At 59.0% G+C, this 20,036-nt stretch carries 20 protein-coding genes and 2 pseudogenes; 5 read left to right on the top strand and 17 right to left on the bottom strand.

The window, feature by feature from the left end; genetic code table 11:
• Positions 1 to 74 precede the first annotated feature (74 nt).
• Together AKJ29_RS09765 and AKJ29_RS09770 are read left to right on the top strand one after the other, a co-directional pair.
• Positions 75 to 725 (top strand): winged helix-turn-helix transcriptional regulator, encoded by a 651-nt coding sequence (locus tag AKJ29_RS09765; RefSeq protein WP_055190269.1) that lies wholly within the window; start codon positions 75 to 77, stop codon positions 723 to 725.
• Between the two features lie 64 nt (positions 726 to 789).
• Positions 790 to 1,506, top strand: coding sequence for an NAD-dependent deacylase (locus AKJ29_RS09770; protein WP_055190271.1), 717 nt, complete (start codon positions 790 to 792; stop codon positions 1,504 to 1,506).
• A 312-nt stretch (positions 1,507 to 1,818) separates the two neighbouring features.
• Here AKJ29_RS09770 and AKJ29_RS09775 read toward each other — a convergent pair whose 3' ends face one another.
• From AKJ29_RS09775 to AKJ29_RS09810, 8 genes and pseudogenes are all read right to left on the bottom strand, one after another.
• Entirely contained in the window at positions 1,819 to 2,388 is a 570-nt protein-coding gene (locus AKJ29_RS09775; RefSeq protein WP_074963732.1) for a copper chaperone PCu(A)C, read from the bottom strand.
• Between the two features lie 173 nt (positions 2,389 to 2,561).
• On the bottom strand, positions 2,562 to 2,918 hold the full coding sequence (locus AKJ29_RS09780; RefSeq protein WP_055190273.1) for a hypothetical protein: 357 nt from the start codon (positions 2,916 to 2,918) through the stop codon (positions 2,562 to 2,564).
• A 227-nt stretch (positions 2,919 to 3,145) separates the two neighbouring features.
• Positions 3,146 to 3,433 carry a 50S ribosomal protein L28 gene (rpmB, locus tag AKJ29_RS09785; protein ID WP_055190275.1) on the bottom strand — a complete coding sequence of 96 codons (288 nt, stop codon included), beginning with the start codon at positions 3,431 to 3,433 and terminating at the stop codon, positions 3,146 to 3,148.
• 358 nt (positions 3,434 to 3,791) lie between these two features.
• Positions 3,792 to 4,358, bottom strand: coding sequence for a hypothetical protein (locus tag AKJ29_RS09790; protein WP_055190277.1), 567 nt, complete (start codon positions 4,356 to 4,358; stop codon positions 3,792 to 3,794).
• A gap of 127 nt (positions 4,359 to 4,485) precedes the next feature.
• On the bottom strand, positions 4,486 to 6,315 hold the full coding sequence (locus AKJ29_RS09795; protein WP_055190279.1) for an ABC transporter ATP-binding protein: 1,830 nt from the start codon (positions 6,313 to 6,315) through the stop codon (positions 4,486 to 4,488).
• 271 nt (positions 6,316 to 6,586) lie between these two features.
• Positions 6,587 to 7,054: a hypothetical protein gene (locus tag AKJ29_RS09800; RefSeq protein ID WP_152972440.1), complete on the bottom strand. Its 468-nt coding sequence runs from the start codon at positions 7,052 to 7,054 to the stop codon at positions 6,587 to 6,589.
• 279 nt (positions 7,055 to 7,333) lie between these two features.
• Positions 7,334 to 7,687: pseudogene (locus AKJ29_RS20315) on the bottom strand (aldehyde dehydrogenase family protein); the annotation flags it as partial.
• Between the two features lie 142 nt (positions 7,688 to 7,829).
• Positions 7,830 to 9,209, bottom strand: coding sequence for an aminotransferase (locus AKJ29_RS09810; RefSeq protein WP_235477387.1), 1,380 nt, complete (start codon positions 9,207 to 9,209; stop codon positions 7,830 to 7,832).
• A 95-nt stretch (positions 9,210 to 9,304) separates the two neighbouring features.
• Here AKJ29_RS09810 and AKJ29_RS09815 point away from each other — a divergent pair, with 95 nt between their 5' ends.
• The 3 genes from AKJ29_RS09815 (at position 9,305) to AKJ29_RS09825 (ending at position 12,020) form a co-directional block, all read left to right on the top strand.
• A complete protein-coding gene (locus AKJ29_RS09815; protein WP_175502286.1) occupies positions 9,305 to 10,189 on the top strand; it encodes a transketolase in 885 nt (294 codons plus the stop codon).
• The gene (locus AKJ29_RS09820; RefSeq protein WP_055190290.1) at positions 10,186 to 11,163 is read left to right on the top strand and encodes a transketolase family protein; all 978 of its coding nucleotides are present in this window, start codon (positions 10,186 to 10,188) and stop codon (positions 11,161 to 11,163) included. Before AKJ29_RS09815 ends, AKJ29_RS09820 begins: the two co-directional genes overlap by 4 nt.
• A 164-nt stretch (positions 11,164 to 11,327) precedes the next feature.
• Positions 11,328 to 12,020, top strand: coding sequence for a GntR family transcriptional regulator (locus tag AKJ29_RS09825; protein WP_074963736.1), 693 nt, complete (start codon positions 11,328 to 11,330; stop codon positions 12,018 to 12,020).
• Positions 12,021 to 12,282: 262 nt separating this feature from the next.
• Here the strand turns inward: AKJ29_RS09825 and AKJ29_RS09830 are convergent, their stop codons facing one another.
• The 9 genes and pseudogenes from AKJ29_RS09830 to AKJ29_RS09865 all read right to left on the bottom strand — a co-directional run bounded on the left by AKJ29_RS09830 (position 12,283) and on the right by AKJ29_RS09865 (position 19,778).
• Entirely contained in the window at positions 12,283 to 13,020 is a 738-nt protein-coding gene (locus tag AKJ29_RS09830; RefSeq protein WP_055190294.1) for an SDR family NAD(P)-dependent oxidoreductase, read from the bottom strand.
• Positions 13,017 to 13,676: an aminotransferase class III-fold pyridoxal phosphate-dependent enzyme gene (locus AKJ29_RS09835; RefSeq protein WP_074963734.1), complete on the bottom strand. Its 660-nt coding sequence runs from the start codon at positions 13,674 to 13,676 to the stop codon at positions 13,017 to 13,019. Before AKJ29_RS09835 ends, AKJ29_RS09830 begins: the two co-directional genes overlap by 4 nt.
• Positions 13,610 to 13,939 (bottom strand): aminotransferase class III-fold pyridoxal phosphate-dependent enzyme, encoded by a 330-nt coding sequence (locus tag AKJ29_RS09840; protein ID WP_139231412.1) that lies wholly within the window; start codon positions 13,937 to 13,939, stop codon positions 13,610 to 13,612. The genes AKJ29_RS09835 and AKJ29_RS09840 overlap by 67 nt, the downstream gene beginning before the upstream one ends.
• A gap of 23 nt (positions 13,940 to 13,962) precedes the next feature.
• Positions 13,963 to 14,181 carry an ABC transporter permease subunit gene (locus AKJ29_RS09845; protein ID WP_055190300.1) on the bottom strand — a complete coding sequence of 73 codons (219 nt, stop codon included), beginning with the start codon at positions 14,179 to 14,181 and terminating at the stop codon, positions 13,963 to 13,965.
• An 11-nt stretch (positions 14,182 to 14,192) separates the two neighbouring features.
• Complete coding sequence (locus AKJ29_RS09850) at positions 14,193 to 15,059, bottom strand: ABC transporter permease (protein ID WP_235477388.1); 867 nt, start codon at positions 15,057 to 15,059, stop codon at positions 14,193 to 14,195.
• Positions 15,060 to 15,167: 108 nt separating this feature from the next.
• Positions 15,168 to 16,004: an extracellular solute-binding protein gene (locus AKJ29_RS09855; RefSeq protein ID WP_139231413.1), complete on the bottom strand. Its 837-nt coding sequence runs from the start codon at positions 16,002 to 16,004 to the stop codon at positions 15,168 to 15,170.
• Positions 16,005 to 16,184: 180 nt separating this feature from the next.
• A pseudogene (locus tag AKJ29_RS19895) lies at positions 16,185 to 16,412 on the bottom strand (IS3 family transposase); the annotation flags it as partial.
• 70 nt (positions 16,413 to 16,482) lie between these two features.
• Positions 16,483 to 18,564: a Hint domain-containing protein gene (locus tag AKJ29_RS09860; protein WP_055190304.1), complete on the bottom strand. Its 2,082-nt coding sequence runs from the start codon at positions 18,562 to 18,564 to the stop codon at positions 16,483 to 16,485.
• A 158-nt stretch (positions 18,565 to 18,722) separates the two neighbouring features.
• The gene (locus AKJ29_RS09865) at positions 18,723 to 19,778 is read right to left on the bottom strand and encodes a Hint domain-containing protein (RefSeq protein WP_055190307.1); all 1,056 of its coding nucleotides are present in this window, start codon (positions 19,776 to 19,778) and stop codon (positions 18,723 to 18,725) included.
• Positions 19,779 to 20,036 lie beyond the last annotated feature (258 nt).

Consider the following 20,036-nt stretch of genomic DNA (forward strand, 5'->3'; position numbering starts at 1 on the left):
CACCCATCCGCGAAACCACGCCGACGGGCGTGCGCCCATCTTGAACTGAAACGCAACGACCCGAAAATGAGCCTATGAAACGTGCAAAACCCTATGCCCAAACCTGCCCCATTTCCCGCGCATTGGATGTGATCGGGAACCGTTGGGGGATCCATGTCCTGCGCGAACTGCACGCCGGTCCCACCTCATTCGGAGAGATCAAGGCGGGTCTGCCCGGCATTGCGACCAACATGCTCGCATCCCGGTTGTCGGAACTGGTCGAGGCCGGGCTGATCCATAAGGCGGGGCGGTCCTACCGGCTGACCCCCGAAGGCACGGCCACCCGTGGCATCCTGTTCGAACTGGCCCGGTTTGGCCGAACCCTGCCCATGCCCGACATCCCGTCCGATCCGGAAAACAGCCGCCATCGCGCGGTGCCGCTGGCGGGCGCAATCGAACGGATTGCCACGCCGCAAACCTCTTTGCGGGCGGAACTGGTGATCGACGGCGAACCGTTCAGCCTGATCGTGGCCGATGGCCATGTCTCATTGGAAGTGGGCCCCCTGCCCCTGCCGCCGGTGCGGCTGCGCTTTGACTGGGGGGATGTGGACAAGGTTGCCGACGACATGGGCCGATTTGCCGAATTTGCCGAGGCGCAGGGGATTGAGGCCCAGGACCCGGCTGAGGTCGCGGCCCTGCTTGACCTGCTGCAAAAAGCCATCGACAGTCTGGCTGGGCATCGTTAAAGCGCTCGGCCCGTGGCTTTCACCAATGGCTGCGCGCGTGCCCTGGCAGAAAAGGGGCAGGCAGATGGACAGATTTCAGACCACAGAGTTTAAGAACATCGTCATCCTGACGGGCGCGGGCGTGTCGGCCGAAAGCGGGCTGGGCACGTTTCGCGACAAGGGTGGGATCTGGACCAGATATGACCTGCAGGAGGTCGCCACGCCGGAGGGCTTTGCGAAAAACCCCTCTTTGGTGCATGAATTTTACAACGCACGGCGCGCAAACTGCCTGGAGGCCAGCCACAACGCCGCCCACACCGCGCTTGCCCGCCTGCAGGCCAGGCATCCGGGCCGGGTCAGCCTGATCACCCAGAATATCGACGATCTGCATGAACGCGGCGGGGCGGTGGATGTGATCCATATGCATGGGGAGCTTACCCGCGCGCTTTGTGCCACCTGCGGGCATCGCTGGGCTGCGCCGCGCGAAATGGACCCTGCCGATCCCTGCCCCAATTGCCACGCCCCCACCACCCGGCCGGACATCGTCTGGTTCGGGGAAATCCCCTATCAGATGGAGCGCATCCTGACCCCGCTGTCCGAGGCGGACCTGTTTGTGGCACTGGGCACATCCGGCACGGTGTATCCCGCGGCCGGTTTTGTGGGGGAAGCGCGGGGGATGGGTATTCCAACCCTTGAAATCAACCTTGAACGCAGCGACGGCAGCGGCGTGTTTGACCATGGGATCTATGGCCCGGCAAGTCGTGCCGTTCCTGAATGGGTGCAGGAAATCCTTGACGAATAAGAGAAATTCCGGCGTCGGCAGAGCCGGTTTCAATTGCAGCACCCACAAGAGCCTGACAGAATGAAACCGCCCCCCGAGAGGTGCGGCCTTAAAGCGTTTCGGCGTTCACCCGAGACACGTTCACCCGTGGCGGGAAAACGCCGAAACACTGTCAGAGATATCAATGATATCAATGTTGTGGGCGTTTCGGGATAAACATGTGTTTCAAGCTTATCCCGAAACGCTTTAGGGGGTGACTAGTCCCCGTATCGGAAGGACTGGCCCGCAGGGGACGCAAAAACCGCGTGACCCGGCCTTCCGAAAACTTCATATTCAGTTGCTGGCGCCTGCGTTTGCGCCGCTCCCCATGGTGCCCATCTGGCCCTGCCCCATATTGTTCTGGCCCATATTGTCTTGGCCCATATTGCTGTGATCCATTTTCATCATGCCGCCGCCCTTCTGATCACGGTTCAGATCCACCGGGATCTCGACCACAAGCTCACCGGCTTTCTCAAACACCAGCGTCACGGTCACGGTGTCGCCCTGCTCCATCGCGCCATTAAGACCCATGAACATCACATGGTCACCGCCACGCTGGAGCGCATGCATTCCGCCAGCGGGGATCGTGAACCCTTCCGGCACATGCATCATCCTGGCCACGCCCTGATCGTCGATCTTGTGGGTGTGCAGCTCAACCCGTTTGGAAATGTCAGAGCGCGCATCAATCAACTGATCATCTTCGTCCCCCTGGTTCATGATCTGCATGAAGGCCGCACCGGCCTTGGCCGACATGCCAGCCGCACGCGCATAGGCATCCTGCACCATGATCTTGCTGTCAGCGAAGGCCGGCAGGGTGACAAGCGCACAGGCACCGGCGGCGAGAAGGGTTTTCAATTTGGACATAACAACTCCTGATATCCTGATTTGAATAAGGGTGGCGTGGGACACGCGGAAAGGATCGCCCTGCATATTCACAGGGACTGATCGGGGGATTTGCGCTCGGTTTCAGATGGGATTGGTCCCGTCACAAGACGGAAATCACCTGTAAACGGACGGCAAAACGCCCGACGAAGGGATCAGATCAGGGCAGGAGGGCCGCGGGCAGAGGGGCTGGTTTCAGCCCGATCCGTCACCGACAGGGCCACCACAACCGGGAACAAGGCAACCAGCGCACCTTCGGGGCGGTCAATCGCTGGCACATCAAATCCGGCCACGAAATTCTGCGCCCCATCGGGGCAGACATACTGGGTTTTGATCGGTTCGCCATCAGGACCGATGGTGATGGTGGTCATACCGATGCCGGTGCAGATCACCATCTCGATCCCATCCACATAGGTCGTGGGCAAAGGATCCCCGCCCCGCGCCTGGGCGAGCGAGAAGCCGGTCACAGTGAGAACCAGCGCCAAGAGATATGCGACAAAACCGCGGATCATACCCTCATGGCTACGCCTGTCGATTGCGCTTGGCAAGTGACAAAAGGTAACAGGCCCCGTGGCAGGCAAGATACCCCGCGCCGCAACACAGATCGGGACACTTTTGGGCACGGGCCGGAACACAGAAAAACCGCCCTGAAGTCACCTTCGGGCGGCATCTCTTGTCCATTTTGTTGCCGCTGAGGGCAACACACAGGCGGGCTCAAGCTTAGGCAGCGGCCAGAAACTTAGGCAGCAGCCTGTGCTTTTGCGATGTCTTTTTTGATCTTCAGCGCATTGGCCGACAGTTCAGTATCTTTGGCTTTGGCCAGGAACGCGTCCAGACCACCGCGGTGGTCCACCGAGCGCAGGGCAGCAGCCGAGATGCGCAGTTTGAAACCACGACCCAGAGCTTCCGACTGCAGGGTAACGTCGTTCAGGTTCGGCAGAAACCGGCGACGGGTTCTGTTTTTCGCGTGGCTGACATTGTTGCCAGTCATCGGGCCTTTTCCGGTCAGTTCGCAAACGCGCGACATGGTCTCTTCCTTGCTTCTCGGGCCAGATTGGTGGGATTTTGCGATGCAAAGCCGGGGCCATCCCCATCTTCTGCACCGTCCGCCATGGATACCCACATTTGGCCGGTCAATAGTCATAGGCACCGCCAAAGCGGCACCCCGAATTCCGTCCGCGCTCAATAAACGCCTTTCAGGGGCACGTCAAGTGAGTCGGAGCAGCGAATTTCAAGGGCACATCTGCGGGCCGGGTTTGATGAGGGGATAGGGGCTTTTCCCCAAGAGAACAAGGGGAAAACGCACGCCACCTCGCAAAGATCCGCCCGGCGGATCGCGCGGGAACACCCACAGGGCACCACCGGGCGCATTGGGCGCATGAGCACTAGCGAACCGGCGTCACCTCTCCCCCGAGCGAGATAAAGGCCCCCTCAGACCAGCTATAGGCACCAAAACAGATTTCTGCCCCGCTGCGCCCGCACCCGCTGCCGTGCTGGGCAAGCAGCAAAATCGCCCGATCCCCCAATGAGACGATCACCTTGCCTTCGCCAAGGAACTCGAACCGCTGATAGCCCTGTTCCGCTGTCTGATCAGAGACAAACACCGTGATCACCCGCCCGCCGGTTCCCCGGTTGAACGACGCCATGCTGGAACAGCTGTAAACGCCCGTGTCCAGCACCGGATCGGTGATACCGTCCCCATTGAAATCGGCAACAGATTGCAGACCGCCGGGAGCGATGTGCAGCTCACCCTTTTCAAAAGCCGCGCAATCCTGCGCCAGCTCCGCCTCGTAAGCGGCCAGCGCGGGGGCAAAGGCGGCGCTTCGGTTGGCACCATATCCCTGCCCGGTGCCCTCTTGCGACAGGCCGGCTGACCCCATCACCAGCGCGCTGGCAATCCCCCCGATCAGGCTGGCGCTTAGCACAGGTTTCACAATCTGAAATCTGCTCATCTTTGATACTCCTTATACGATGCAATCGACATCTCAGATCTGGAGGGCCGAACGGGAAATGACAACATGAAATGACACGGGGCGCGCGGGATCCTCATTGCCCCCGCACCGTGCCCCCAAAGCCACATCACTCTTCCGCCAGGAAACCACCGGATTGCCGCTCCCACAGGCCGGCATAGGTGCCGCCCAGCGCCAACAGTTCATCATGGGTTCCCTGTTCGATCACCCGCCCCTGATCCAGCACGATCACCCGATCCATTTCGGCAATCGTCGACAGGCGGTGCGCAATGGCCATCACGGTTTTCCCTTCCATCATGCCATAGAGCGTTTTCTGGATCGCGGCTTCCACTTCACTGTCGAGCGCGGATGTTGCCTCGTCCAGCACCAGAATGGGCGCGTCTTTCAGCATCACCCGCGCGATGGCAACCCGCTGGCGTTGCCCGCCCGACAGCTTTACGCCGCGCTCGCCCACATGGGCGTTATAACCCCGGCGCCCCTGCGGGTCCTCCAGCGTCTGGATGAATTCATGCGCTTCGGCCCGGCGCGCCGCCGCGACCATCATCGCCTCATCCGCATCCGGGCGACCGTAAAGGATATTGGCCCGCACCGACCGGTGCAGAAGCGAGCTGTCCTGCGTCACCATGCCGATCTGCGCCCGCAGGCTGTCCTGCGTCACCTGGGCCACATCCTGACCATCAATCAGGATCCGCCCCCCTTCCGGGTCCCGGAACCGCAACAGCAGGTTCACAAGCGAGGATTTCCCCGCACCGGACCGCCCGACCAGCCCCACTTTCTCACCGGGTTTCACGGTGATCGACACATTGTCCAATCCCCCTTTGCCCCGGCCATAATGGTGGGTCAGGGCGTCAAACCGGATTTCCCCCCTGTTGATCTGCAACCGGGTCGCATCCGGCGCATCCACCAGCTCATGCGGCACCGCGATCGACCGCAGCCCCTCGCGGATCACACCGGCATGTTCAAACAGCCGGATCGTCACCCACATGATCCAGCCCGACATGCCATTCAGCCGCACGGTCAGCGCCGACGCCGCCGCCACCTCTCCAACCGAAATCAGCCCGGCCGTCCACAGCCACAGCGCCGGGCCAAGCACCCCGGTGATCAGCATCCCATTGAGGATGTTCAGGCCAAAGGATAGCTCGGTCATCAGGCGCAGGAACCGCATGAACCGCAACCGCAACCGGCGCATGGCAGACAGCACATAGCGTTCCTCGCCCGCGCCTTGCGCAAAGAGCTTCACGCTTTCGATATTGGCATAGGCATCCACCACCCGCCCGTTCACAAGCGACCGCGCATCCGACCATTTCTCGGACGCCACCGCCACGCGCTTGGCAATATGGCGGGTATAGGCGACGTAAAGCACCAACCAGATCGCCAGCGGCAAAGACAGGCGCCAATCAACCGATCCAAGGATCAGCATCGCCGACAGCACATAGGTGGTGGCATAGAAAATGCCCTCGAAAAACATGTAGGTGCTGTCTTCGACCGCCGGCCCCAGCTGCATCACCCGGTTTGACAGGCGGCCCGCAAAATCATTTTGGAAAAACGAAAGCGACTGGCCCAGCATGTGCTTATGCGCCCGCCAGCGCACCTGTTCTTGCATGTTGCCCGCAAGGGTCTGCTCCAGAAAAAACCGGTTCCAGACAATCGCAACGGGGCGCAGGATCAGGATAAACAGCGCCGCCGCCAACAGCTCCCACCCATGGCTGGACCAGAAACTCTGCCGCTCAGAGGCATTCATCAGATCCACCACCCGCCCGGTGTAGAAAATCAACCCGGTCTCGATCAGGGCCACCAGAACACCGGTCAGCGCCATCCAGACCATCCATTTTCTGAACGGCCCGAACTGGCTTGTCATGAAAGGCCAAAGCGCGGCGGGGGGTGTGCCCCCTTCATGGGCCGCAAAAGGGTTCACAAGGTTCTCGAAATAACGAAACATCTAAAGCTCCAAAAACGGAAATCCGGCAAAACGGATTGAAAAAGCGCAACTTCTGGAAAGCGCAAAAGGGATGGGATGATGGACGGGACCGGCTGAAAAACCGACAGCCCGCAACAGCAGGACCGGCGGTTTAGCCTCGGTATAGGGTCCTGAACTGCTTCATCGGCATATCTCCTTCAATGCGTGACACCCTGCCTAACCCAGATGTTAGCGCACATCAAGCCCCCAGGGCAGCGCCAACAGCAGCGCACCGCGCGCGCCCATTTTCTGGTCACCAATATCCTGGGGTGAGGTTCCCCTCAAAGAGGGGGACCGAGGGGCAAAGCCCCTTCAGGCTCACGAAGTGAGCCACCCCCAAGCCTAACGACATCAGGTCAATGGCGGAGCGCGACATCAAGCAGATCTGCGATACGCACAACAACACGCCGTGAAAGTGCTTGGGATGGAAGACACCAGCGGAGCCTTTAAAGCGTTTCGAGATAAACTTGAGGCACATGTCTATTCCGAAACGCTTTAGCAGCCAGAAAACTCTCTTCCGGGGGCGTATCAGGATCGCCAAGCGCAGACCCGCAGTCAGCCTGTATCGCTGTTTCAACAAAGTCTTTGGATTGCCCAGCTCGCTCCAATCTAGAGGTTCAAACAACCCTTCATCACAACCAGTGACCACATCATCCTGCTCGACTTGCATCACCTCGTAGGAAACAGTGTTTGTCCAAACCATGGCTTCAACTTTGGCCACAGCCCCGGAATAGCTTTCCTCGTTTGCCGTGCCCAAACTCTTCCGCAAAAGGCGTGTAATATGCATATTTTCATGCCACTTGCAGACTACCGCCCGCCCCGAGCACATTCAGTGCTTTTTCTTGGGACAAGGCCGGTGCCGCCGCAAGAACTGCGGCTCGAAGGGCGCCAACCGATGCTTCGAACCTGCGCTGTGAGAGGATTGCCAAGGCCACGGCACTCCTCCGGTTGATCTATGCTATATTATGTTTCGGGTTATGTTCTTCCTCATAGATGCCTGTCACATCAACATGCACAGGTATTTTAGTTCCAGATAATCCTCGATCCCGTATTTGGATCCTTCCCGGCCCAGCCCAGACTGTTTGATGCCACCAAACGGGGCCACTTCGGTTGAAATCAGTCCGGTATTGATGCCCACCATCCCGTATTCCAGCGCATCGGACACCCGCCAGATGCGCGACATGTCACGGCTGTAGAGATAGGACACCATCCCGAAATTGCGCTTATGCGCCGGGGTCGACGCAAGCTCGCGCCCTTCGTGCAGGATCTGCCCCGCGGTCGGGCGTTCGAACCCGGCCAGCAGCATCAGGGTGGTGCTCTTGCCGAACCCCGAGGGGCCGAGCAGCGTGATGAACTCGCCCCTTTTCGATCGACAGGTTCATGTCGCGCACCGCGAACAGCTCGCCGTCATAGGTTTTGTCGATATTGCGAAACTCGACAAAGACGCCGGTATCTGTGGTCATGGTTTCCTATCGGTAAACAGATTGCAACGCAGCTTATGCGGCGGCACAAAGACCGGCCCGCGTGGCGTGCAGGGCTGTGCGCAAGCGATTGATCATAATGTAAAATTCATCATCAGTCATGATGTAGGGCGGACAGAGGGCGATGGTGTCACCCATGTTGCGCACGATCAGCCCTTCGCGCAGCGCATTGTTTTCGAACCGCCTGCCGACAGAAAGTTCGGGCGCAAAGGGAGTGCGGTCAGCCTTGTTGGCAACCAGTTCGATCCCGGCGATAAACCCTTCGACGCGGACGTCGCCAATCATGTCATCTGTCGCCAGCGCAGTCAGCGCGCTGCGCAGATCCTGCCCTCGCCGCGCGGTCAGCGCGGGGGCGTCCATCTTGTGGTACTGTTCAAGCGCCGCCAATGCGACGGCCGAGGCGGTGGGGTGGCCGGAATAGGTGAACCCGTGGCCAAACACCCCCAACTGGTCGCTTTGCGCAGCAATGGCCTCATAAACCCGGCCAGAGATGGCAACGGCCCCCATCGGGATGTATCCGGCGGTCAACCCCTTTGCCGTGGCAATCATATCGGGCTGGGCGCCATAAGTCTGAGCCCCGAACCAGTTGCCGGTCCGGCCGAAACCACAGATCACCTCGTCCATCAAAAGAAGGATCCCGTGCGACTGCAAAAGGGTGCTCAACCGGCTGAAATAGCCCTTGGGCGGGGTCAGGACCCCACCGGCGCCGATGATCGGCTCGGCAATCATCGCGGCAATCGTATCGGCCCCATGTGCGGCGATCACATCCGCGACCTCGTCAATCAGCCGGTCACAATAGGCCGCTTCGGTTTCACCCGCATCGGCATTGCGGTAATAGCTGGGGCACGAAACCTGCACCACGCCATCCGTTTTGGGCAGGTTGAACCCGTCTTTCATATGCGGCAGGCCACCCACAACGGCACCGTATATCGAGGAGCCATGGAACGCCCCCTGGCGCGAGATGATCTTGCGGCGTGTGCCGTTACCCTCGGCCATATGGTAATACCAGGCCATCTTGACCATACTGTCGATCGCCTCGGACCCGGAGTTGACATAGAACAGCCGGGCATCCTCCAGCGGAACGATCTGCGCCAGTTTCTCGGATAGTTGCGCGCAAACGTCGTTCGAGCGGTGATTGAACGTGTGATAGGCAGGCAGCTTTTGCAGTTGCGCATGGGCGGCATCGACCAGCCCCTGATTGCTGAAACCCAGATTGGCGTACCAAAGCCCCGACATGGATTCGAGGTATCGGCGCCCCTCGACATCGGACACAAACACGCCGTCGCCCCCTGTCAGCATAAGCGCCCCACGGGACTGATGGGCAACAGCATTGGTTTGAGAATGCAAATGATACCGCGCGTCGATCGCGTTAAGATGAGTGGCGTAGTTGGTCACGAGGTCTGGTCCTTTTAGTCGCTGCCGCATTCTTTGATTGATTGGATAATGTATTATACATTATAAATCGTCAACACCAAACCCCGGAGGATAAGATGACACCCACACAGCCAGCGGCGCGCATGCCAAAGACCGGCGCGCTATCCCCAGACCATCTGCGACACCTGAAAGAACGCGCCCTGTTTTGCCGTCTGGAAACAGTTCGACTGATCCAGATCGCAAAGGTCGGACACTATACATCGGTCTTTTCCTGCGCCGAGATCTTTGCCGCGCTGTACTACGACACGATGCGCCTGAAGCCCGGCGTGCCGGATTGGGAAGACCGCGACCGTTTTACCATGGGCAAGGGGCATGCCGCCGTGGGGCTTTACCCGATCCTGGCGGACCTTGGATTCTTCGACCCTGCCCTGCTGGACGGATATACCAAACTGGGCAACCCGTTGGGCGATCATCCCGACATGCGCAAGGTGCCGGGTGTGGATTTCAGCTCGGGCTCGATCGGCCACGCCATTTCGGGCGCGCTTGGCATGGTGCTGGCCGGTCGCGCGCAAGGCCGGGATTTCCACGCCTTTGCGCTGGTGGGCGATGGCGAGATGCAGGAAGGTCAGGTCTGGGAGGCCGCCCTGAGCGCAGCCCATCACAAGGCGGCCAACCTGACGGTGATCGTGGATCGCAACGGCTTTCAACTTGATGGCGACATCGATGACATTATCGGGGTCGAGGATCTGACCCAGAAATGGCAGGCCTTCGGCTGGGAGGTCCACCGCGTTGACGGCCACGATATGGCGGCCCTTGCCACGCTCTTGCGACAGGTGCGCGCCGACACCGCCCGCACCCGTCCCTGCTGTATCATCGCCGACACAGTCAAGGGCAAGGGCGTCAGCTATATGGAGACCGAGCCCGGTTGGCATCTGGGATACCTGCACCCCGAAGACGAAGCCCGCGCCATCGAGGAACTCAAACAAGGAGCCAGACTATGACCGCCCCTCTGCATAAAGACAGCTGGCAGTATCGTCAGCTCAACGCCCTGAACCCCGGCCTGCAAACCCTGTCGGACGGTCTGGACGATCTGGTTCAGGCCGGGCACTCGGTCATCGCCTGTACGGCCGATCTTCAATATTCTAACGGCCTGTCCAAATTCGCGGCGGCCCATCCGGATCGTTTCGTTCAGTTCGGCATTTCCGAACAGAACATGGTTTCGGCAGCGGCGGGCATGGCCGCAGTCGGGGCGATGCCATTTGTGGCAACCTTCGCATCCTTCCTGGCGCTGCTGTGCTGCGAACAGATCCGCACCGATGTGGCCTATTCCGCGCTTCCGGTGCGCCTGATCGGGCATCACACCGGGATCTCGCTTGGCTTTTACGGCACGTCGCATCACGCGACCGAGGATATTGCGATCATGCGCTCTATTGCCGACCTGACGGTGGTCGCTCCCGCAGACAACGCGCAGCTGCGCGCCGCCATCCGGGCCTCGGCCACCCATGCGCAACCGATCTATTTCCGCATTGGTCGCGGGCGCGACCCGGATGTTTATGAGGCAGATGCGCCGTTCGAGTTTGGCAAAGCCGTCTGGCACGGCGAAGGGGATGACCTGACCATCATCGCCACCGGGTCTATGGTGCACCCCGCGCTGGAAGCCACCCGTGCGCTGCGGGCAAAGGGCCATTCCGTCGGCTTCATCGACATGCACACGATTAAGCCCCTCGACCGCGCCGCAATCCTGCAGGCCGCCAGCACCAGCCGCACCTTGATGACCGTGGAGGAACATAACGTTCTGGGCGGGCTTGGCGGCGCCGTGGCCGAAGTTTTGGCCGACGAAGGCGCAGGTTGCCGCCTGATCCGCCACGGGATCGAGGATGAATACAGCCTGATCGCCCCGCCAACGCATCTTTATGCACACTACAAGCTGGACGCAGACGGCATCGCCGAACGCGCCATTGCCGCGCTTGGCTGACAATTGAACCTGAACGCTGCAGCATGGGCGTGCGTGTCTGACCCATGCTGCATCATCGTCGGCTGTGCGCAGAATATTTCGGCGCGGAGATGGTCGCCAAACGTCAAATGCTTGAGTATATAGTACATTATAGGATCGCGAACCAGAACGAGCACAAGACAGACATGGCAAAACTAAGCCCATCAAAACCCGTCAAGCTTTCGACCCGTATTCATAAAGAGTTTCAGGATCTGTTGATTGCCGGAGAATTCAAACCCGGCGAAAAACTGCGGGTGGCGGATCTGATGGAGCAGACCGGAACGTCGATCACCCCGGTGCGCGAGGCCCTGATCCAACTGGTCAGTGAGAATGCGGTCGAGATGTATTCGCCCCGCGCCTTCGCCATCCCAGCCCTGTCTTTGGACCGCTATCAGGAAATCCGCGTCATGCGCATCGCCCTGGAGGGCATCGCGACCGAAGCAGCCACTCCGCGCCTGCGGCCAGATGAAATTGAACGGCTGCAAAGGCTTCACGACGCATTTGTATCGGCAGAGGCAAGAAAAGATGGCAAGTCCACTCTTCGTAACAACCGTGAGTTTCACTTTCTGATTTATCGCGCCGCGAATATGCCACTGCTGTTGGCAACTATTGAACGGCTTTGGGCGATGATGGGGCCGATCCTGAACGTCTTTTACGAAAAGATGGAGACAGACTATATCGGCGCCGAAGAACATCTAAGCATTCTGGCGGCCATTCGGGCCGGCGACGGGGCCAAAGCGGCCCAGGCCATGCAAAATGATCTGCGACGCGGCGGGGCCAGCATGGAGGCCTATATTTCCCGACAGACCAAAATGACTGAAGAGGCCAACGGCAAATAACGTAAGGGCGCGTGCAACAAACGCACGCGCCGTTTTCTTGTGGCTTAGAGCATGTCGCGCAAAAGCGGGTGCCGTTTTTGCGCTCCTCGGACATGCAAAATCAAGATGTTAGAGTGGGTCGCGTGAATGCAAATGAACGCGGCACGCTTTAATGCGTTTCGAGATTAACTTAAGACACAAGTTGATTTCGAAACGCCTGCAACATCAGTAGGTTTCGAGCGTTTCGCCTCATTATCGTGTCTCAATAATAAGGCGAAACACTTTAGTCGAAGATTCCAGCAGTCTCGCCGCCATCCACCGGAATAATGGCCCCATTCACAAAGCTTGATGCGTCTGAAATCAGCCAGGCAACAACATCTGCCACCTCGCGCGGGTCTGCCAGACGGGCGGCGGGAATGGTGGCCACGGTTGCGGCAAGCCGGTCTGGGTCATCCATGATCTTCTGCATCATCCGGGTGCCGATCTGGCCCGGCGCGACAGCATTGAACCGAACCTCGGACCCGTATTCCAGCGCGAGCGCCTGCGTCAGCCCGATCAGGGCCGCCTTCGATGCCGTGTAAAGCGCAAGGCCACGCTGACCGACAAGTCCGGCCACGGATGAGGTGGTAACCACGCTGCCCTGCGCCGTACGCAGCCCCGGCAGCGCGAGCCGTGTCATCAGATAGACGCTGCGAGCGTTCACGGCCATGACCCGGTCCCAATCTTCGGTTTTTGTATCCTCAAAGGCCGCGCGCAAAGACATGCCCGCATTGTTGACCAACCCAGCAATCTGCCCCTGCCCGATCTCCAAGGCGCGATCTACGGCCGCCGCGCATTGCGCCTCTTCGGCCACATCACACCGTTGAAAAATGGCTCCGCTTTTTTTCGCCAGTGCCCGCCCTGCGGCTTCGTCGCGGCCCGTGAACAGCACCTGATACCCCTGTTTTTTCAGAATTTCGACACAGGACTGCCCGATGCCATGGGTGCCCCCCGTAACAATGACTGTTGACGTATCGTTCATGCTGCGCCTCTCTCTTTTGCCAGTTTCATGGTCACGAACTCCATCTTTTCCAAGGTTTCTTCCAGTTCCAACGCGCCATGTGCTGTGCTGGCCATAAGGTTGCCGCGCCCAAAGATCCAGATCCCCTCGACCAGAAGTTCTTGATGCAGGCGCGCAAGCAATGCCGCATCATGGGTCAGGGTCTCACGGTATCGTTTCGGCGGCGTCCTCGCCGCGAAGATCGACAGGACCGGCCCAAGCCCGTCAGCACAAAGCGGCAGGTCGTGGCGGCGAAAGATCTCGTTGAACCCGTCGATCAGACGGCGGCCATAATCAGTGATCCGCCCAAAACCCGCGCCATCCTCGGCGGCGAGCGTATCAATTGTGGCAAGCGCCGCCACCGCCGAAATGGCATTGGAGTTATAGGTGCCCAGATGGCTGACCTGATTGCCATCCAGAAGCACCATCAGATCCTGCTTTCCGGCAAATCCGGCAATGGGCATACCGCCGGCCATCGCCTTGCCAAAGGTGCACAGATCCGGCGTCACCTCATAATGGCCTTGCGCCCCAGCCAAACCCAATCGGAACCCGCTGACCACTTCGTCAAAAATCAGCACGATCCCATACCGGTCACACAGGCCCCGCAGCGCGTGCAGATAGTCTGCACCGCTGTCCATGCAGCCGTTATTGGTCGGATAGGGTTCCCCAGAGCTGTCTGCACGGCGTCGACCACAGGAGCAGGGCGGTGACCCAGGATCAGCGCCCCGAACCCCATCATGTAATCGATATAGCTACGCCCATCCGCATCCGTGACCCGCGCGCCTGTGCCCTCGGTCAGAAACAGCCCGCGATGGTCAATCCGGCCACCGCTGCCGATCCCGCCAGCCAGAACTTTGGACAATCGCTGGGTCGCTGCCTGCGATTTTTTCTGATCCAGCATCGTGGATCCTCCTTCTTTGAAATTCACGATGTTTTGCGCGCCAGCCAGGCGGTGGCCGCCAACATCAGGATCGAAATCACCACCAACAGGGATGACATCGCCAGGATGGATGGCTCGATATTGTCGCGGATGCCGTCGAACATCTGTCGCGGCAGTGTCTTCTGAACGGGCCCCGCGATGAACAGCGCCACCAGGATGCTCAGTAACAGCTGGCCATTCCGCATCGAAAAAATCGGTGTCATTGGACCATCCCTCATTTATCAATTCCCACCAGCTGGCCGATGCCCACAAAGCGGCCCAGCCCGACATAAAGCGCCAGAATGCAGCTCAGCAGGATGAAACTCAGCGCCGAAGCCATACCCCAGTTCAGCCGCGTATCGGTGAAAAACGCGATAGAATAGCCGATCTTCTGGTCCTGCGCACCGCCGACCAGCGCCGGGGGGATGTAATATCCAACCGCCAAAATGAAGGTCAGCAGGCACCCCGCCCCAATCCCCGGCAGGGTCATCGGCAGATAGACCCGCCAGAACACCTGCAAGGGACGCGCACCCAGCGATGCCGCCGCGCGCATGTAACTGGGGGGGATCCCCTGCATCACCGAATACAGCGGCAAGACCATGAAATTGGCCACAGGAAAGGCGATCAGAAGGCAAACTATCATCATCACCACGCTGACCCAAAGCAAGTGCAACAGAATGTCGATGAATATCCGCTGTTCAGGATCCGCGCGCACGACACTGCCGCTGTCATCAACCCTTAGATCGAGGGCGGCCAGAAGGTAATACGGGGTGACAGGCGCGACCGCACGTTCCGGGCGCAAATCCGGGTTGCTCAGATCCTGTGCCAAGGCATAGAATATCTTTGCTTCAGGAAGCTGTTCTTCTGACCAATCGTTCAGGCTTTGTGCCAATGTCGGCAATCCGGCACGTAGCTCAGGATTTTCGACCGAACGCGACAACATCGCAAATATCGGGCCAATCAACAGGATCGCGACAAACAGCAAAAGCGGCAGAACCAAAAGATGCGAGATCGGACGCTTGCGCCAGACATCACGCCGGAATTCCTGCTTTTGAGCGGTTGGAATTGCGGCCCAGGCCGTGTGGTCGCTTGTCACCGTCATCATGTGTTCCTTGGTTGCGGCAAAGCGCATGATCAACCACGCGCTTTGCCTGCCTCAGTTCAGTTGGCGAGCCACTGTGTGAAACGGGTCTGCAAATCTTCTTCGTGATCAACCCAGAACGCGGCGCTCAGCGACAGGGCCATCCAGGTTTGCAGGGCTTGTCGAAAGTTGCGGCGCGATTTCGGGGTCAATCAGAGCGTGCGCCTCGGTATTGGTCACACCATAGGGGATCTGATCGGTGAATGCCTTCTGGTTGGGCGCGTCCACTGCGAAGGTTATGAACTTCTTGGCGGCATCCAGGTTGCCGCCCTTGACCACGGTCCAGAAATCCATGGCGTAAAGCTGGTTGGACCAGGCAATGCCAAACTCACGGCCCTCCTTGTTGGCATTGGCGATCCGTCCATTATAGGCCGCCATCAGCGCCACGCCGCCCGCAAGCAAAGCGATTCCCCGCGTCATACGCGCCTGTTTGCGCAGCCCGCGCCCACCGGGCCGGGTTTCCAGATCCCACATGTCGGACCAGCTTGTGGGTGCCTTTTCCTGACGCGCCCCATCAGACCCCAGAACCATTGTCCCGACGAAAAAGCCAACACCGCAATCCGAGGATTTGGCCTGATCCAAGAGCACCCCGTCCAATCCCAGATCGGCAGCCAAAATGGATTCCAACAGCCCTTCGGCGCAGGCAAGAACCATCTCGTTCTCATCCATCTGCATCACATCCCAGACGACGCTATCCATCTCGACCATGACCTTGATCTTTGAAATGCCGCCTCCATAGGTGTCTTCATTCACCTTGGCTCCGGTCGCCTGTTCAAAAGGCGTGAAGTAAGCAGCACGCTGTGCGTCCTGAAGAGATCCACCAAAGCCAGTGACCGTCAGGTCTTGGGCATTGGCGCAGGTGGCCGCGATCACAGCGCAAGCCGACGTAAGCAACAGTGATTTCATAATTACCCCCCTTTTTTGTAATTATAATATATCATACATTATATATTCCGGCAAGTTGCTTATGCCGCCTTTGCGCTCACACCCCAAGGTACTGTAGCTTGTCAAAACCCCCTTTGGCCCGAACTCACCAAAACTGATTTAATATCAATTAATTACAGTCAACCGGAAGGAATTTCGAAATCACTGATACCCAATCGGGGCATTTACAAACAAAGGAATCAACGGGCTTTTCCACCCCAATGCTGAGGGCCTTGGCCGCGGATTATAGAAGCCGTTGATGTACTGGAAGATGGCCAGCCCTGCTTCTCTGCGTGTCGGCCACGGCCTTCGTCATATCAGCTCAGCCTTGATGGTCTTGAAGAATATCTCAACAGCGGCGTTACCATAGCAGTTGCCCCCGCCGCTCATCCCATGCCCCCGCATTGTATGTTAAAGCGTTTCGCCTCATTATTGTGTCTCAATAATAAGGCGAAACACTTTAGGCCAGACGTACCTCCTGATGGCGCAGCCTTCGCGCATTGTCACGGGCGGCAAACCGGCGCAGCCGTGCGCGATTATCTTCGCCAAGTCGCGCGAGGGGATGCATCGGCATATCCGCGACCTCAGGATGTCCGGCCAGAATCTCTTGCGTCTTATCCGCACCGATTGCGATTTCGGTCTGGCCGCCAAAATAAAGCGTCTCGGACCAGTGACCGTCCGCGCGGACCATGTCGTGATTGGCGCAAAGGATGTGGTGATATGTAACCCCATTTTCCGGCGAAACACGCTCTACCCCGTCAAGCTCGATCAGCTTTACAGCCGGGACCATGACTTCATCACTGCCGAACATCCGTTGTGCCACTTTCGACCGCACAAGAACCCGATGCTGAGGGGAGACCATCAGCGTCTGTTCCGGGAGACCGTCGCCCAATGCGCCGGGATTGATCAGCACCGGCGCGGATTTGGGATTGGCCGCGATATTTGCAAAGCTGAGCTCCTGGGCGCCAACCCACAGAACCGGCTGCGGGCCATTGTCGCGCGTGATCACTTTCATGCCCGCGGTGATGTCTTCGACCGGGACCGGGCCTTCCACCGTGTCGATCAGGGTGCCGTTCACGAAGCATACCACTCTCGCATTTGTGGTAATTTCGTCGTCCTGACCGTTGGTGTCGATCATCGCCTCGATGTCGAGCCTGCCATCCTCGACCCCGTCAGCCAGATCGAGGGCCCGGATACTGTCCTTGTCGGTGATGATCGTACGGCCATCATCCAGCGTGAATATGTATTCCAGCGCATTACTGCCCGAAGGTGTGACAGTAAAGCCCTGGCCGGACCCGGTATAAAGCACCAGATCGTCGTCGGTGGATCCGGTATCGTTGACCAGCGCCTCAAGGTCGACGCGCCCGTCCTCGGTGCCATCGCCGATATCCCAGCCGCGCAAGCTGTCACGGGCGAGGATGGCGGTGGTGCCGTCGTCGAAGGTGACGATATATTCCAGCGCATTGTTGCCGGAAGGCGTCAGGGTAAAGCCCTGGCCCGACCCGGTATAAAGCACCAGATCGTCGTCGGTGGATCCGGTATCGTTGACCAGCGCCTCAAGGTCGACGCGCCCGTCCTCGGTGCCATCGCCGATATCCCAGCCGCGCAAGCTGTCACGGGCGACGATGGCGGTGGTGCCGTCGTCGAAGGTGACGATATATTCCAGCGCATTGTTGCCGGAAGGCGTCAGGGTAAAGCCCTGGCCCGACCCGGTATAGAGCACCACATCATCGTCGGTGGATCCGGTATCGTTAACCAGCGCCTCAAGGTCGACGCGCCCGTCCTCGGTGCCATCGCCGATATCCCAGCCGCGCAGCGTGTCCTTGGCGACGATGGCGGTGGTGCCGTCGTCGAAGGTGATGATATATTCCAGCGCATTGTTGCCCGACGGCGTGACGGTGTAGCCCTGGCCCGAGCCGGTATAAAGCACCACATCTTCGTCGGTGGAGATGCTGTCGTTGATCAGCGCCTCAAGGTCGACGACCCCGTCTTCGGTGCCGTCGGAGATATCCCAGCCGCGCAGCGTGTCCTTGGCGACGATGGCAGTGGTGCCATCGTCCAGCGTGATGATGTATTCCAGCTCGTCGTTGCCCGATGGCGTGATGGTAAAGCCTTGGCCCGAGCCGGTGGTCAGAATCACATCGCCATCGGTGGAAATGCTGTCGCCCAGCAGGACCTCAAGGTCGATCTTGCCGTCATTCAAGCCATCGGCGTAATCAAAGCCCGCCACGCTGTCGCCCGGCGCATCGGTCCTGTCGATGATCGCGGTGGTGCCGTCTTCAAGGGTGATGATGTATTCAAGACCACTGTTGCCGGTGGGCGTGATGGTGAAACTCTGCCCCGAGCCGGTGTAGAACTCGACAAAATCCCCGTTGGAGGTGGAAATGTTATCCAGCGAATTGACGTCGAAGTTGCCGTCGTTGCTGCCGTCCGTCAGGTCCATGCCCCAAAGGTCGGTGCGATCGGCGATGAAGGTCCGACCACTGTCGGTCGTGACGATGAATTCGTTGGTGTGGTTGCCGGTTGGGCGAATGGTAGCCATAGATCAACTCCTTATGCTAGCCAGAGAGCCGAATTATCGAGCCGCTCTGGTCCCAGTAGGTATCTTCTCGTAGGCGTCATTGCCGGATGGGCACCTGAAGCCGCTGCTCCGTTACGGGCCATTCTGCCAGAAAACGGCCCGATCTTAGCGTGGCCGGGTTAACCGGCCGTGAATTGACGCGTGGTGCACGATCCTCGTCCATTCACGCGGCTGGCAAAATTCTCCAGACGACCCCTGTTCTCTTCTCCCAATTGGGCAAGGGGATGCATCGGCATGTCGGCAACGCCAGGAAATCCGGCCAGAATCTCTTGCGTCTTATCCGCACCGATTGCGATTTCGGTCTGGCCGCCAAAATAAAGCGTCTCGGACCAGTGACCGTCCGCGCGGACCATGTCGTGATTGGCGCAGAGGATGTGGTGATATGTAACCCCATCTTGCGGCGAAACACGCTCTACCCCGTCAAGCTCGATCAGCTTTACAGCCGGGACCATGACTTCATCACTGCCGAACATCCGTTGTGCCACTTTCGACCGCACAAGAACCCGATGCTGAGGGGAGACCATCAGCGTCTGTTCCGGGAGACCGTCGCCCAATGCGCCGGGATTGATCAGCACCGGCGCGGATTTGGGATTGGCCGCGATATTTGCAAAGCTGAGCTCCTGGGCGCCAACCCACAGAACCGGCTGCGGGCCATTGTCGCGCGTGATCACTTTCATGCCCGCGGTGATGTCTTCGACCGGGACCGGGCCTTCCACCGTGTCGATCAGGGTGCCGTTCACGAAGCAGATGTAGAGATCGGTGGACTGCACCTGAGGGAAGCCATCCGTGCCGGTCAGTGTGTAGGTTTCGCCGGGGATCGGCTGAAAGTCAAAGACAAACCCCTCAATTTCACTGACGGCGTCGGTGCCAATGGTCAGCGCGTACATCTTCCCGACGACAACACCGTTACTGTCGGTGATGTAATAGGCATATTCCGGGTTGATCGGCTGATCGACGTTCTGACCGTCGATCGTGCCGGTAAGCCTGTCATCCAGCCCCCCGGAGTTGTCGCCCAGCTCGGCTCGGTCGCCGTAACGGTCGGTATATGTGACGATGTCACCATTGCCGCCAGTGAACGTAAATGACTCATTGATAAAGTCTCCAGAGGCCCCTGTCTGCGGCAAGTCACCAAAGATATCAGTCCATGAAAAGACAAGTATGTCATATGTTGCCATTTTGGGCTATCTCCTCAAACCATTACAAGCTGACGCTACCATCACGCCCCACCCACACCAGAACTCATTTCGTGCGGTTGCCTTTTTCCCCCGAGTGTACGCATGACACACATCACCGGCTATCGCCCGCAAGACACTCTTGATCCGGAGGCGAAGCCCCTTCACCAACAGAAAGGAGACGGGCTGAAAGATCGTCTCCTCCATCGGGCACGAAAGGTCCGACGTGACAGGAGTGCGCCGCCTCAGCTTCTGATCACG

Origin of the sequence: Aliiroseovarius crassostreae (assembly GCF_001307765.1) — a bacterium.
Classification (GTDB): Bacteria; Pseudomonadota; Alphaproteobacteria; order Rhodobacterales; family Rhodobacteraceae; genus Aliiroseovarius; species Aliiroseovarius crassostreae.

Bases quoted from the DNA above. Each gene is read 5' to 3' on its own strand.
- AKJ29_RS09770 (WP_055190271.1), top strand. From the start codon at position 790: ATGGACAGATTTCAGACCACAGAGTTTAAGAACATCGTCATCCTGACG.
- AKJ29_RS09765 (WP_055190269.1), top strand. From the start codon at position 75: ATGAAACGTGCAAAACCCTATGCCCAAACCTGCCCCATTTCCCGCGCA.
- AKJ29_RS09865 (WP_055190307.1), bottom strand. From the start codon at position 19,778: ATGGCAACATATGACATACTTGTCTTTTCATGGACTGATATCTTTGGT.
- AKJ29_RS09790 (WP_055190277.1), bottom strand. From the start codon at position 4,358: ATGAGCAGATTTCAGATTGTGAAACCTGTGCTAAGCGCCAGCCTGATC.
- AKJ29_RS09850 (WP_235477388.1), bottom strand. From the start codon at position 15,059: ATGACGGTGACAAGCGACCACACGGCCTGGGCCGCAATTCCAACCGCT.
- AKJ29_RS09830 (WP_055190294.1), bottom strand. From the start codon at position 13,020: ATGAACGATACGTCAACAGTCATTGTTACGGGGGGCACCCATGGCATC.
- AKJ29_RS09825 (WP_074963736.1), top strand. From the start codon at position 11,328: ATGGCAAAACTAAGCCCATCAAAACCCGTCAAGCTTTCGACCCGTATT.
- AKJ29_RS09820 (WP_055190290.1), top strand. From the start codon at position 10,186: ATGACCGCCCCTCTGCATAAAGACAGCTGGCAGTATCGTCAGCTCAAC.
- AKJ29_RS09835 (WP_074963734.1), bottom strand. From the start codon at position 13,676: ATGGACAGCGGTGCAGACTATCTGCACGCGCTGCGGGGCCTGTGTGAC.
- AKJ29_RS09840 (WP_139231412.1), bottom strand. From the start codon at position 13,939: ATGCTGGATCAGAAAAAATCGCAGGCAGCGACCCAGCGATTGTCCAAA.
- AKJ29_RS09780 (WP_055190273.1), bottom strand. From the start codon at position 2,918: ATGATCCGCGGTTTTGTCGCATATCTCTTGGCGCTGGTTCTCACTGTG.
- AKJ29_RS09775 (WP_074963732.1), bottom strand. From the start codon at position 2,388: ATGTCCAAATTGAAAACCCTTCTCGCCGCCGGTGCCTGTGCGCTTGTC.
- AKJ29_RS09845 (WP_055190300.1), bottom strand. From the start codon at position 14,181: ATGACACCGATTTTTTCGATGCGGAATGGCCAGCTGTTACTGAGCATC.
- AKJ29_RS09860 (WP_055190304.1), bottom strand. From the start codon at position 18,564: ATGGCTACCATTCGCCCAACCGGCAACCACACCAACGAATTCATCGTC.
- AKJ29_RS09855 (WP_139231413.1), bottom strand. From the start codon at position 16,004: ATGAAATCACTGTTGCTTACGTCGGCTTGCGCTGTGATCGCGGCCACC.
- rpmB (WP_055190275.1), bottom strand. From the start codon at position 3,433: ATGTCGCGCGTTTGCGAACTGACCGGAAAAGGCCCGATGACTGGCAAC.
- AKJ29_RS09815 (WP_175502286.1), top strand. From the start codon at position 9,305: ATGACACCCACACAGCCAGCGGCGCGCATGCCAAAGACCGGCGCGCTA.
- AKJ29_RS09795 (WP_055190279.1), bottom strand. From the start codon at position 6,315: ATGTTTCGTTATTTCGAGAACCTTGTGAACCCTTTTGCGGCCCATGAA.